At 55.8% G+C, this 14,319-nt stretch carries 8 protein-coding genes and 1 tRNA gene; 5 read left to right on the forward strand and 4 right to left on the reverse strand.

Annotated features, from left to right (window positions below; translation table 11 throughout):
- Window positions 1-3 precede the first annotated feature (3 nt).
- From FIV45_RS12755 to FIV45_RS12775, 5 genes are all read left to right on the forward strand, one after another.
- Entirely contained in the window at window positions 4-198 is a 195-nt protein-coding gene (locus FIV45_RS12755) for a DNA gyrase inhibitor YacG (RefSeq protein ID WP_099475353.1), read from the forward strand.
- A 144-nt stretch (window positions 199-342) separates the two neighbouring features.
- Window positions 343-417, forward strand: a tRNA-Phe gene (locus tag FIV45_RS12760).
- Between the two features lie 168 nt (window positions 418-585).
- Complete coding sequence (locus tag FIV45_RS12765) at window positions 586-1,692, forward strand: amidohydrolase family protein (protein ID WP_099475352.1); 1,107 nt, start codon at window positions 586-588, stop codon at window positions 1,690-1,692.
- Window positions 1,693-1,742: 50 nt separating this feature from the next.
- On the forward strand, window positions 1,743-2,858 hold the full coding sequence (locus FIV45_RS12770) for an amidoligase family protein (protein ID WP_165777128.1): 1,116 nt from the start codon (window positions 1,743-1,745) through the stop codon (window positions 2,856-2,858).
- Window positions 2,851-3,537 carry a gamma-glutamyl-gamma-aminobutyrate hydrolase family protein gene (locus tag FIV45_RS12775; protein ID WP_165777127.1) on the forward strand — a complete coding sequence of 229 codons (687 nt, stop codon included), beginning with the start codon at window positions 2,851-2,853 and terminating at the stop codon, window positions 3,535-3,537. Before FIV45_RS12770 ends, FIV45_RS12775 begins: the two co-directional genes overlap by 8 nt.
- A gap of 30 nt (window positions 3,538-3,567) precedes the next feature.
- Here the strand turns inward: FIV45_RS12775 and FIV45_RS12780 are convergent, their stop codons facing one another.
- The 4 genes from FIV45_RS12780 to FIV45_RS12795 all read right to left on the reverse strand — a co-directional run bounded on the left by FIV45_RS12780 (window position 3,568) and on the right by FIV45_RS12795 (window position 14,308).
- Window positions 3,568-11,115 carry a cadherin-like domain-containing protein gene (locus FIV45_RS12780; RefSeq protein ID WP_181040073.1) on the reverse strand — a complete coding sequence of 2,516 codons (7,548 nt, stop codon included), beginning with the start codon at window positions 11,113-11,115 and terminating at the stop codon, window positions 3,568-3,570.
- 144 nt (window positions 11,116-11,259) lie between these two features.
- Window positions 11,260-11,865 carry a carboxymuconolactone decarboxylase family protein gene (locus tag FIV45_RS12785; protein WP_099475348.1) on the reverse strand — a complete coding sequence of 202 codons (606 nt, stop codon included), beginning with the start codon at window positions 11,863-11,865 and terminating at the stop codon, window positions 11,260-11,262.
- Window positions 11,866-11,885: 20 nt separating this feature from the next.
- Window positions 11,886-13,160, reverse strand: a complete 1,275-nt coding sequence (locus FIV45_RS12790; protein ID WP_099475347.1) for an NRAMP family divalent metal transporter — start codon at window positions 13,158-13,160, stop codon at window positions 11,886-11,888.
- Window positions 13,161-13,357: 197 nt separating this feature from the next.
- Entirely contained in the window at window positions 13,358-14,308 is a 951-nt protein-coding gene (locus FIV45_RS12795) for a hypothetical protein (RefSeq protein ID WP_099475346.1), read from the reverse strand.
- Between the last annotated feature and the right edge of the window lie 11 nt (window positions 14,309-14,319).

The raw sequence follows: 14,319 nt of genomic DNA on the forward strand, positions 1-14,319 counted from the left end.
TCCATGCAGAAACCGATCCCAGCCAACAGCAACAATCTGTGCACCATCTGTACACAACATCCGGCGACGCCAAAGTTTCACCCCTTTTGCTCGGCCCGCTGCGCCGACGTGGACCTTGGCCGTTGGCTGAAGGGTAATTATGCGATTCCCGGAGAGAATGCGGAACTGCCGGAAACAGACCCAGAAGAGGACTATTAAAGAGGTCGGGGACAGACGCAAAGCCGCTGAATTCGGCGACTTTAAAAAATCTGTCATTTTTTTGAAACCAGTGCTGGACAGACCTCACGTTTTTTTCTATAACCCATCCACCCGCGCAAGTGGGGACCTCAAATTGCCCAATATGCCCGGGTAGCTCAGGGGTAGAGCAGCGGATTGAAAATCCGCGTGTCGGTGGTTCAAATCCGCCCCCGGGCACCATTATTTTCAATGACTTAGCTGATTCACAGTTAGGTCATTTTTTGTATCCAGCCGCCCTCTGAAGCAAAAACCTGTCCCACCACCGCAAAAAAATTTCCATATCCCTTTACAAAGGTTTTCTCTAAAAGGTAAGAACACTGGATATCCTCTGAACAGAAAGCGCGTCGCATGGCCCTCGAATTCACGCTGCCCCACTGGTACGATCTTCATACTCATTTCCGTCAGGATGATACCCTGCCCGCCACGGTCAGCGATCATGTGGCGATGAGCTGCGCCGGGGCGCTGGCCATGCCCAATACCGCCCCGCCGGTGGGCAAGATCTTCGCTGCCGACGAGGTTGCCAATTATAAAAGCGTCGAACAATACCGCGCTGAAATTATCGCCGCGTCCCACGGTACATTTCGCGAGGTGATTGTGCCGCTCTATCTAACCCGGGACACCACCCCGGATATGATTGAAAGAGGCGCCGCCAGTGGCCTGCTCAAGGCCTGTAAGTATTACCCGCCCCACGGCACCACCGGCGCCGAGTTTGGTGCACCGCTCACGCACTTCATGGAGAATGGCGTCTTTCAGGCGATGCAGGAGGCCGGTGTCACGCTGTGCCTGCACGGCGAAGAACACGGGCTGGCCCCGGAACGCTATTTTGACCGGGGTGAAAATGCAGAAGAAATCTTTTATCGCGAACGCATGCCGCGCCTGGTGGACAGTTTTCCCGAGCTGCGCCTGGTTGGCGAGCATCTGACGACAAAGGTCGGCGTGGACTTCATCCTTGATGCGCCGGCGCATGTTAAAGCCAACATCACGCCGCAGCATTTGATCTACACCGTTGGCAGTCTGCTCAACGGCCTGAAATATCATCTCTATTGCCTGCCGCTGGTGAAATTCGACGCAGACCGCGCCGCCCTGAGAGCCGCCGCAACAGCCCCCGACAACAGTAAATTTTTTGCCGGCACAGACAGTGCGCCCCACACCCGGAAAACCACACCCTGTGGCTGCGCCGCCGGCTGCTATACGGGCCGCGTCGCGCCGCAACTTTACGCCCAGGCCTTTGAAATGGCCGGCGTGGACCTCTCAACCAAAGCCGGCCAGACAGTCTTTGAAAATTTCCTCTGCACCATCGGGCGGGAATTTTATTCTCTTCCACAGCCAACAGAGACTTTCATCCTCGAACGTCAACCGGAAAAGGTCCTGCCATTGCAGATCGGCGACCAGACCATTATTCCCTTGCCACTCGGCATGGAAACCGAACTGCCATGGCGCATAAAACCCCGCTGATCGCAACAGAGACATGACCCGATCTCCGGCCTGCGTTTGTGATGAGGCTCGTGACCTGCTATAATGGTCAGGCGGTATTTGACGCCGCCTATTGTCACGAACAACATCAGGATGCAAAAATTACCCCACATGAAAACCACACCCCGCAGGACAAAACCGACAACGGTACGGAGCGTCTCGTGGGATTTGAAATCGAATATGCCGGCCTGACACTGGAGACAGCCGCAGAAATCATTCACGACCTTTATGGCGGCACCATCACACGGGAAACAGATGCAATCTATCAGGTTCTGGATACCACGCTTGGTGAGTTCACACTCGAACTGGACGCCATCCCGCTACAGAAACTCGCCGAGGCCGCGGCAGAAACAGAAACCACATCAGGCGAGGATCAAAGCCTGACAGACGATCTGCAAGTTCAACTTTACAAGGCCGTCGGAGACGCCGGTGCGAAAATAGCCCCCTATGAAATCGTCGCCCCCCCGATCCCGCTCCGCAAAATCCCCGACCTGGAAAAACTTTGCGTTCAGTTGCGGGATCAGGACGCCCAGGATACGACCTCCAGACTGCATTTCGCCTTTGGCCTGCATATCAACCCGGAAGTGTTGAGCACCGATACCGCTTCTATTCTTCGGCATCTGCAAAGCTTTCTTCTTCTCTATCCCTGGCTGAAGCAGCAGCATAATGTCGACTTTGCCCGTCGGGTTACCCGCTTCATCACGCCGTTTCCAAAACCCTATTATGAACGTATTCTACAGTCCCATTACCAACCCGGTTTCACCCAACTGGTTACGGATTATTATACGGATAACCCAACCCGTAACCGGGCGCTCGACATGTTGCCGCTGTTCGCCCATATCGACGCGGCCCTGATACGTCGTCTTTATGGCGCGGAAGAAAAAATAAATCCCCGGCCAACCTTTCATTACCGCTTGCCCAACTGTGAACTGGCCAACCCGGATTGGTCACTGGATATGGAATGGCGGCGCTGGTTGCATGTCGAACAGGTCGCCAACAGTGACGCCCTGTTCACAGAGCTTATGACCCGCTGGCATAGCCATAACGAAAGCTGGCTCACCAGCGAGGAAGACTGGGCCAGAGAAGTGGCCCAGATCATGGTAACAGCCCAGGATAACGGGGACTGGCCGGACAATGCCGATGACTGAACCATCCCCTGTCATCGGGGTGACCGGCGCGGAAGAACAGGGTCACGTGATGTGGTTTTGCAATCGTCTTGGCATCCGCTGGGCCGGCGGCAGAGCCCGCCGCCTAACCGCATCCCGGTCTGAAGACTTTCAAAACTGCGACGGTTTCTTGATTTCCGGGGGAGGAGATATTGATCCAGCCCTCTACGGCGAGAAAAATACCGCCAGTTTTAATGTGGAACCGGCGCGGGACACCCTTGAACAGGCGGTCATCAGCCATGCCTTGAGCCAAGGCAAGCCGCTCGCCGGCATTTGTCGCGGGGCGCAGATGATCAACATTGTCAAGGGCGGCAGCCTGCATCAAAACGCCAGGAATATTTATAAGGACTTTCTTCCCACCACCAGCCTTCTGGGGAAGATATTTCTACGGCGGAGCGTCAGGATTGTCGAAGAAGGGCTGTTGTCCGCCCTATATGGCGACCGACGGGCGATCCGGGTCAACAGCATTCACCATCAGGCCATCGCCCGCCTGGGTCAGGGGCTTATTATCAGCGCCCAGGACCGCCACGGCATCGCCCAGGCAATCGAAACATCTGGTGATGACTGTTATCTTCTCGGTGTGCAATGGCATCCGGAGCTGATGCTCTATAACCAGAGCCAACGCCGTTTTTTTCGCCAGCTTGTTCAGGCCTGCCGTTAAGGTCTGCACGTTAAGGTCCGCGTCTGGCCACTACCAGACAATCTTCTCGATATTGTCGAAATCAATGGTCCCGCCGCTGTCAAAGGTAATGGTCCCGGATGCATCTTCTGACAACATCATCTCGTGGGCTTCTTCATCGGTTGAGGTAATGGTGGAGCCATCATCCAGCGTCAAGGTCCAGCCCTGCTGGCTACCGGCGCCGTCATATCCATCCAGTTGAATGGTATCGGTCCAGCCCGCACCGCCATCAACGGTATCGGCCCCTTCATTGGCCCCGAAAACAAACGTGTCATCATGCAGCTGCCCGTACAGTGCATCATTCCCGCTGCCCCCGACCAGAATATCATTCTGATCGCCGCCATAAAGAGCATCATCCCCGGCACCACCATACAGCGTATCATTCCCCGCATCCCCGTTCAGGGCATCTCCGCCACTGCCGCCATAAACGATATCGTCACCACTGCCGGCAACAATATGATCTGCCCCTCCCGCGCCATCGATATAATCATTGACGCCGTCGCTGCCCTGCAGGGCATCTCCGGCTTCCGTCCCGGTTGTCACGGTATAGCCCTCCGGCACAGCCGGGGCAGCATCATGATCAACCGGGTCTGCCCCGGGGGCGTCACTTTCCACGTGCACCGCAAGAGCGTGACTGGTTGTAACACTGTCGCCGGTGCTTGTTTCCGTCACGGTCGCCGCGACCTGAAGGTCGAAATCTGTCGTCCCCTCCGCCGGCGTGATCGTCATGCTGTCCAAAGCCCAGTCAGAAACATCAATTGCTGTATCGCCCGTTGACGCTGTAAAACTGTTGCCCGCGCCATCAGAAAGCACGGCTCCTTCCGGTATCGCTGAAATGCTCAGGGCCATGGTTTCAGACCCATCCGTATCCACCAGTGAGGAGATAATTTCCGGCAAGGCGATCGCCAGGCCCTCCGTACCGGACGCTGCCCATTCAACATCCTCCACATCTGTCACCGTCAGATTATCAATATACGCCCCGCGCCCATATTGCGCCCCCTCGCCTGCATATTTGATTTCAACCCGAACCGAAGAACCATCCCCGGTAAAACTATATTCATGATTGGACCAGTTGGTATCAGTAGCCCCGATCCCCGAATCGGAGATTTCCTCAACTTTCTCGCCGTTGATCCAGACCTCTACCTTTGACACATCTTCATCATAGCCCGGTCGGGCAGAGAAATCGAAACTGAAGCTATAGTCGTGACCTTCCTGGGTTTGTATATCCTGATAGATATTCATGGTATCCGCATAGGTTCCGGTCGTGTCTTTGTTCAGTTCAAGATATTGACCGCCCTCTGACGCGGTATAGGCCTGACTGGTCTGCTCTTCCGACCAGACCTCGAAGGCGCCTGAATCGGTATGCCAGTCCCCGAGACTATCCGCCATATAGAAACCGCTGGTGCCCGTCTGGGTTCCCTCGGTAATCACCGCGTCTTCAAACCCGGAGTCAGTCGTCGTAGTTGTCGTGGAACCGGCATGCAACATTACACCATCCACCACTGCGGTCACGTCAATTGATGCGGTCGCCTGGCCAGAATCCACCCCGTCACTGACCGTGAAGTTCAACGGCACATTGTCGCCGCTGTAATTCTCTGTCGGGGTAAAACTGTAGGTCCCGTCGCCATTGTCACTGACAGTCCCGTAAGCCGGATCAACCGACACGGCCGTCACCGACAGGCTGTCGCCGTCCACATCGGTGCTGTTGGACAGCAGATCCGCCGCCGTGAAGGTCATGCTCGTGTCTTCCAGCGTCGCGCCAAGATCAACAGTCCCCACAACCGGACCGTCGTTAGACCCCGTCACAGTCACCGTAGCGGTTGCGCTATCCGTACCGCCCTGGCCGTCACTGACTGTATAGCTGATTTCCACCGTGGCGCTCTCGCCATCATCAAGCCCCGCATACGACTCACCCGGATCATAACTCAACGTGCCGTCGTCATTGATCGTCACAGCTCCCTGACCGCTGCTGACAGAAGCTGATGTTACACTGAGGCTGTCCCCTTCCACGTCTGTGTCATTGGCCAGCACATTCAGGGTCACACTGCTGTCTTCCCCGGTCATCGCCACATCGGCTTCCGCCACAGGACCGTCATTGCTGCCGGTGACTGTAATCGTCAGAGTAGATTCCACACTTCCGCCCTGGCCATCGCTCGCTTCATACGTAACGACAACATCCTGCGTTTCCCCAGCTTTCAGATCATCAAAGTCACTGCCCGGATCAAATTGTACTTGTCCATCAACGATGGATACCCCCCCTTGACCCGACGGCACAACAACGTCGGTCAGGCTAAGCGTGTCCCCGTTGATATCGGTATCATTGGCGAGAACATCCACTGTAATAGCCTGGTTTTCACCCGCAGACGCCGTATCGGCGACGGCATCCGGGCCATTGTTGACATCAACAGAAATGATCGAAGTTGTCGTGGCGCTGTCACCATTGCTGTCTTCAGTCGAAGTCGCCGTTACCTGAAGATCAAAATCAACCGTTCCTTCCGCCGGGGTGACCGTAAGATCCTCCAGCGTCCAGCCTGTTACATCTACAGAACCTGTATCGGCAGTTGCCGTAAAGCTATGACCGGCACTATCCTGCAGAACAGTTCCTTCCGGCACCTGGGAAATCACCAGGCTCAGGCTCTCCGACCCGTCGACATCATTCAATGAAGCCGTAATATCCGGCAGGGCAATGGCGTTCTCTTCATTGCCTTGAACGGTCTCCGTCACATCGGTTGTCTGTCTCACCTCAATCTGGGTATTGACATCCGTATGATCTTTATCTCCGCCGCCATAAAGGTCTTCCCAATTCTGGTTACCTTCACGGACTGTATCCGCCAAATGGTCATAACCATCCGGATTAAGGGCCTGATTGCTGAAATAGGCCGGAGCGCCCTGACCTGACAATGGCGCACCCTCCTGCATCGGCGTCCATACACCATCAATTTGCTCAAACGTAACGGCAGAGCCATCTGTCATGGACGCGTTCGCGTCATGGCCGTCCGGGATGATAAAGAACCCCAACGTCACGCCACCAGGATAATCATCCGGATTGATTGTGATTGAGTGAGAATCAGCATCTTTAACATTATCCTGGATAATGGCCCCGCCGATCGGGTTTCCATCCGCGTCCGCGACATAATAACCATGAGAACTGTTATAGCCCGCCTCTACAGACAGATAGCTGGCGTCGATGGTAATCTCTCCGCCACCGGAAATATCATATTGTCCATCTGTGTTTTCCAGAGTTTTACTCACCCCAAGAGAGGGCCCGTCCGCGACCGCCGTCACATCAAGGGAGGCCGTCGCCTGAGACGTCTCAACGCCGTCAGAAACGGTGAAGCTCAATGGCACATCGTCGCCACTGTAATTCTCTGCCGGGGTAAAGCTGTAGGTCCCGTCGCCATTGTCGGCCACAGTCCCGTAAGCCGGATCAACCGACACGGCCGTCACCGACAGGCTGTCGCCGTCTACATCGGTGCTGTTGGCCAGTAAATCCGCCGCCGTGAAGGTCACGCTCGTGTCTTCCAGCGTCGCGCCAAGATCGATATTGCCCGCAATCGGACCGTCATTCTCCGCCGCCACCGTCAAGGTGACGCTGCCGCTGTCCGTGGTCGTTCCGTCCGACAGGGTGTAGCTGAAGCTGTCCTCGCCATTAAAATCCGCCGCCGGGCTATAGTCAAAGCTGCCGTCCGCCGCAATCACCACCGTACCGCCCTGGGCCGTCGTGATGGTTTCCGCCACAACGCTTAAAACGTCGCCGTCCACATCCGTATCGTTTGTCAGAACATTGCCCGAGATCGCCTGATCTTCCGTCCCCGCAAAACCGTCCGCCGTCGCCACGGGGCCGTCGTTGACCGCCGTCACATCGATCGCGCCGCTCGCCGCCGTGGTCGTCGTGCCATCAGACACATCGTAATTAAGGTTGACGGTGCCGTTAAAATCCGCATCCGGCGTCAGGGTCCAGGTCCCGTCGCCATTATCGTTCAGGCTGCCACTGTCGCTGGTCAGATTGGCGACGCTTAAGGTATCGCCGTCCACGTCAGAGGCGTTGGCCAAAAGGTCCGTTTCGGAAAAGACAATTCCCGTATCTTCCGTCCCCGCAAAGCCCGTTGGGCCGGAAACAGTTGGTCCGTCGTTGACCGCCGCCACATCAAGAGTGGCTGACGCCTGGGCAGAATCCACGCCGTCACTGACTGTGAAGCTCAACGGCACATCATCGCCATTGTAATTCTCCGTCGGGGTAAAGCTGTAGGTCCCGTCGCCATTGTCGGCCACAGTCCCGTAAGCCGGATCAACCGACATGGCCGTCACCGACAGGCTGTCGCCGTCTACATCGGTGCTGTTGGCCAGTAAATCCGCCGCCGTGAAGGTCACGCTCGTGTCTTCCAGCGTCGCGCCAAGATCGATATTGCCCGCAATCGGACCGTCATTCTCCGCCGCCACCGTCAAGGTGACGCTGCCGCTGTCCGTGGTCGTTCCGTCCGACAGGGTGTAGCTGAAGCTGTCCTCGCCATTAAAATCCGCCGCCGGGCTATAGTCAAAGCTGCCGTCCGCCGCGATCGTCACCGTACCGCCCTGGGCCGTCGTGATGGTTTCCGCCACAACGCTTAAAACGTCGCCGTCCACATCCGTATCGTTTGTCAGAACATTGCCCGAGATCGCCTGATCTTCCGTCCCCGCAAAACCGTCCGCCGTCGCCACGGGGCCGTCGTTGACCGCCGCCACATCGATCGCGCCGCTCGCCGCCGTGGTCGTCGTGCCATCAGACACATCGTAATTAAGGTTGACGGTGCCGTTAAAATCCGCATCCGGCGTCAGGGTCCAGGTCCCGTCGCCATTATCGTTCAGGCTGCCACTGTCGCTGGTCAGATTGGCGACGCTTAAGGTATCGCCGTCCACGTCAGAGGCGTTGGCCAAAAGGTCCGTTTCGGAAAAGACAATTCCCGTATCTTCCGTCCCCGCAAAGCCCGTTGGGCCGGAAACAGTTGGTCCGTCATTGAGCGCCGTCACATCAAGGGAGGCCGTCGCCTGGGCAGAATCCACGCCGTCACTGACTGTGAAGCTTAATGGCACATCGTCGCCATTGTAATTCTCCGTCGGGGTAAAGCTGTAGGTCCCGTCGCCATTGTCACTGACAGTCCCGTAAGCCGGATCAACCGACACGGCCGTCACCGACAGGCTGTCGCCGTCTACATCGGTGCTGTTGGCCAGTAAATCCGCCGCCGTGAAGGTCACGCTCGTGTCTTCCAGCGTCGCGCCAAGATCGATATTGCCCGCAATCGGACCGTCATTCTCCGCCGCCACCGTCAAGGTGACGCTGCCGCTGTCCGTGGTCGTTCCGTCCGACAGGGTGTAGCTGAAGCTGTCCTCGCCATTAAAATCCGCCGCCGGGCTATAGTCAAAGCTGCCGTCCGCCGCGATCGTCACCGTACCGCCCTGGGCCGTCGTGATGGTTTCCGCCACAACGCTTAAAACGTCGCCGTCCACATCCGTATCGTTTGTCAGAACATTGCCCGAGATCGCCTGATCTTCCGTCCCCGCAAAACCGTCCGCCGTCGCCACGGGGCCGTCGTTGACCGCCGCCACATCGATCGCGCCGCTCGCCGCCGTGGTCGTCGTGCCATCAGACACATCGTAATTAAGGTTGACGGTGCCGTTAAAATCCGCATCCGGCGTCAGGGTCCAGGTCCCGTCGCCATTATCGTTCAGGCTGCCACTGTCGCTGGTCAGATTGGCGACGCTTAAGGTATCGCCGTCCACGTCAGAGGCGTTGGCCAAAAGGTCCGTTTCGGAAAAGACAATTCCCGTATCTTCCGTCCCCGCAAAGCCCGTTGGGCCGGAAACAGTTGGTCCGTCATTGAGCGCCGTCACATCAAGGGAGGCCGTCGCCTGGGCAGAATCCACGCCGTCACTGACTGTGAAGCTTAATGGCACATCGTCGCCATTGTAATTCTCCGTCGGGGTAAAGCTGTAGGTCCCGTCGCCATTGTCACTGACAGTCCCGTAAGCCGGATCAACCGACACGGCCGTCACCGACAGGCTGTCGCCGTCCACATCGGTACTGTTGGCCAGTAAATCCGCCGCCGTGAAGGTCACGCTCGTGTCTTCCAGCGTCGCGCCAAGATCAATATTGCCCGCAATCGGACCGTCATTCTCCGCCGCCACCGTCAAGGTGACGCTGCCGCTGTCCGTGGTCGTTCCGTCCGACAGGGTGTAGCTGAAGCTGTCCTCGCCATTAAAATCCGCCGCCGGGCTATAGTCAAAGCTGCCGTCCGCCGCGATCGTCACCGTACCGCCCTGGGCCGTCGTGATGGTTTCCGCCACAACGCTTAAAACGTCGCCGTCCACATCCGTATCGTTTGTCAGAACATTGCCCGAGATCGCCTGATCTTCCGTCCCCGCAAAACCGTCCGCCGTCGCCACGGGGCCGTCGTTGACCGCCGCCACATCGATCGCGCCGCTCGCCGCCGTGGTCGTCGTGCCATCAGACACATCGTAATTAAGGTTGACGGTGCCGTTAAAATCCGCATCCGGCGTCAGGGTCCAGGTCCCGTCGCCATTATCGTTCAGGCTGCCACTGTCGCTGGTCAGATTGGCGACGCTTAAGGTATCGCCGTCCACGTCAGAGGCGTTGGCCAAAAGGTCCGTTTCGGAAAAGACAATTCCCGTATCTTCCGTCCCCGCAAAGCCCGTTGGGCCGGAAACAGTTGGTCCGTCATTGAGCGCCGTCACATCAAGGGAGGCCGTCGCCTGGGCAGAATCCACGCCGTCACTGACTGTGAAGCTTAATGGCACATCGTCGCCATTGTAATTCTCCGTCGGGGTAAAGCTGTAGGTCCCGTCGCCATTGTCACTGACAGTCCCGTAAGCCGGATCAACCGACACGGCCGTCACCGACAGGCTGTCGCCGTCCACATCGGTACTGTTGGCCAGTAAATCCGCCGCCGTGAAGGTCACGCTCGTGTCTTCCAGCGTCGCGCCAAGATCAATATTGCCCGCAACCGGAGCCGTATTTTCAGGTTCTGCCGGTTCCGCAGTTTCTTCTTCAGGGGGCAGAGCAGAAGTCTGGCTCTGGGTGGTGGTCTGCGTTTCTGTAATCTCGCTGTCCTGGGCCAGGAAAGCCGAAGTGGGTTGAGCAGTCTGTGTCGTTGTGGTGTTTTGTTCAAAATCCAATGCAGATGTGGCGGTAGCGCCTGTCAGAAGCGGCTCCTCTGTTACGACATCTGCGGCTTCCTCCGCATCTTCCTGCAAAAGGGCCGCCAGTCTGGCTTCGGCTTCTTCCAGCGTATCATGGACTGGTGATGTTGTGCTCACGGTATTTTCAACAGAAGCCACGGCCATTCCGCCGTCCTCCTGTTCAGGGAGAGTTTCACCTTCGGCGGTGCGCCCGCCAAGATGAATATTGGCCCGTGTCTGTGTGTCCTGCGTATCGTCTTCGCCGGCAGTATTCAGGTGCGCCTCTTCGTCTTCATTTGCGCGAACCCGATCGGCCCCCTGAATGATGGGGTCTAATTCAATATCAGCATCGTTTGGTGACGATTTTTCCTGAGTATTGTCTGCCATTTTGTTCTCTCCAACCAAATACAAAAACACCGAGCGCCCCCCTGCGCAATCTTGGCGCATATAGAGGGTCCTACAGAGTTTGTATCAGAGAATAATAAACAAACACTTGCGATATATGGTTAATAGATATTAACCTTTAAAGCCTTAGCTGTGCGACCAATCATCAGAATTGTCGGTATTATTGGGCGACAGACCGAGAATATCTCCTTTCGTCGATACCCCCAGCCCCAATACAGTCCGGTTCGCGTAGTTGAAATAGGCCGTTACCTGGTTGACCTCAAGGATTTCCCCGTCGTCATACCCCGCCTCACGCAGCTTCGCGATATTGTCTTCAGAAATTTCGTGGGGCATGCAGGTGAGTTTCTCTGCATATTGCAGTAAAGCCGCCTGATGTACGGGAAACGCCCGGGCCGGGTCTCTGGTCTCAAACGCTTGCCGGATATCAACCGCCCGCGGGTCATCCTTGAGTAACCGCCGCATGCCTTCATAATGATGATCAACACAATAATGGCAGTTATTCAGATAACTGACATAAGTGCCAACGGCCTCAAGAAACCATTTATCCAGTTTGTTGCCCGTATGATGCAGAACATATTTATACAGCGCCATATGGCCTTCCAGCGTATGAGGCCGCAGACTGTGAGACATCAGGATGTTATCGATTTTGTCATCTGGTCCCTTGACCCTGTCATAGAGCTTTTTCAATCTGCCGGTCGCCGCGGCATAAGGAATGGTGGTAATCCATGTCATACGGGCATTTCCTTCTGTATCTAGTTGATCGCCTTCAGATAAAAATAGTAACTGGCAAACAGGGTCAACACAACAATCGCCACCAACGACACCATATTCACTACCCCTTTCGGTCTGTCTTCCACCGGCACTTCAATGCTGTGCATGGCTCTGTGGTTGAGATACGCCAGCACAGGGGCGAAGACGAAGGAGACTGTCGTGGCAAAGTCAATAAACATCTTGAAGGACGCGGTCCAGAACATCACCAGCAGGTAAGCCCCGATACAGCCCCCGATCATGAAACACAGATAGAGCATTCCTTTTTGCTGATGATCCTGCTGCCAAGGCGCTTCGTCCTGCCACAAGCGTTCCGTCGCCGTCATCAATGCCCGCGGAAAGCCGTCAATCACGGTGATGACCGTTGAAAAAAGTACTGCAAACGTGCACAGCCCGATCAGTGGCACACACCATTCACCAATGGACGAGCTATAGAGCTTGATTACCTGGGCGATAAACGCCGGGGCCGAAGCCGGGAACTGATCCCCCGTATTGTGCATCAGCGCTGTCCCAAGGATGATAAAACAAAAGGCCAGCAATGTGGTGCCCACATAACCGATATTGAAATCGAGCCGGAACTGCCCCCGCCCGACGGCGTCCGGTTTTTGCCGGGCCTTCTTCAAGGTCCAGGTTGACTGCCAGACGCTGGCCTCAAGCCCGGTTGGCATCCAGCCGACAAAAGCGACGATGAAAAACAGGGACGGCAGACTGACATTGGTGGGAAAGGCCGTAAAGCTTGAAAACACACCTGGCGTCATCAACGCATTGCCTGTGGCGATGAAGGTGAGCCCGGTAAACAGAATGACCAGAATTTTGACCACTTTTTCCAGAATAGCATACCCCCCGAATTGCAGTAATGCCACACAACTGAGCAACAGGAGCGGACTGAGGATGGCGGTGCTGAGGCTGGTGCCGGTCACCACGATGATGACCCCCGACGTCGCCAATGACAAGGCGGCGAACACCACCGGCATCACCAAAAGATTGACAATAAGAAAAGACAGGACCGCCCATTTCCCGATATTGCGATAGCCCTGCAGCAACGTGGTGCCGGTGGACAAAGAATATTGGGTTCCGAACTGAAACGCCGGATATTTGATCACATTGACCAGCAAGACTGTCAATAAAATGCCCAGACCGAATTCCGCCCCAGCCCGCGTCGACTGGATAATATGAGACACCCCGACACTGGTGGCGGCGAACAGCAGCCCCGGCCCGAATATTGCTTTGAATGTGTTACGTTTGCTCTGCCCTGGCATGGGAACTCCCTTACAATAATCTAACTAATATTTTGTGTGGGAAATTTTGTATCTTCCCTTGCCGCAGAGCATACACGGAATATTTTAAGCGTGAACTGTTTTTTTAGCAGACCGAACAGAAAATGAAAAAGCCAGCCCCTTTATATCAAGGGACTGGCGCGCATAGATGTAAGTTAAAAATCAGGCGGCAAAGGCGCTTAGGCAGCGAACTGCCTCATGCGTAGTCTTAATCGCACCCCAAGGACCATGATCCCGAGAAGCAATAAGCCCATGCTGGCGGGCGCATCAACCTGAATTCGGCGCACAGATGTATCCGCCAGGATAAAGGCCTGTTCGTAACCGTTGTTGATCCGTGACATTTTGGCTTCGATATTAAGCAGGGTGTAGCCTGAATTCGAGTCCAGAATAAGGTCGTTCAGTTCCTGATTGAATGCCGCAAAAGCCGCCGCATTTGCCCCCAAATTCTGGTTGATGTCCTGAGCCCCGGCGGGTTCGCCGCCCACACAGGGGCCGGCATGGAAATATTCCGTTGGCGAGGCACAAATGGTGCCATAGGCATAAACCCACTCGTCAAATCCGCCATCGGAGAAAATGTCATATAAGGTAAAAACCTTATCGGGCACGGCGACGCCAGACAGAGTGAATTCGGCCCAAATCAACATATCTATGCCATCCAGGTCATCATTCCCGGTATCATTCATGTTGAAGTAAACAACAAATTGACCGTCTGGCCCGAGATGAGTTCGCAAAGCCGATACTTCTGCATCCCAAGTGGATGCCAGATCACCGGACGCCGGACCGTCGGTGGGATCGACAACAACCGTGGTATCAAACGACGACCCCGCCCCGTCCGGGGTGCGATAGGCGTTATCCATACCGCTGGGGTTGTCATTGACACCGGCATTGTTAGTTCCCGTTGCAATCACGATCGCATCGGCGCCCAGCAAGGCTCCCGGTGAACTGTCGACATAAAAGGTTTCCCCTGGTTGCGGACTGCCCAATCCGGCCCGGACATTAAGTTCCGCCAGTGAGAAGACCCTGAAATCACCAACGTCGAAACCCTGCTCATAGGGCAGCACAACGCCGGCACGTGACGGGATGACACAAAAAATAAAAATGGCTACAGAAATTACAAATACTCTACTCATGAATGCTCTAA

It is taken from the genome of Paremcibacter congregatus (genome assembly GCF_006385135.1).
In the GTDB taxonomy this organism is placed as follows: domain Bacteria; phylum Pseudomonadota; class Alphaproteobacteria; order Sphingomonadales; family Emcibacteraceae; genus Paremcibacter; species Paremcibacter congregatus.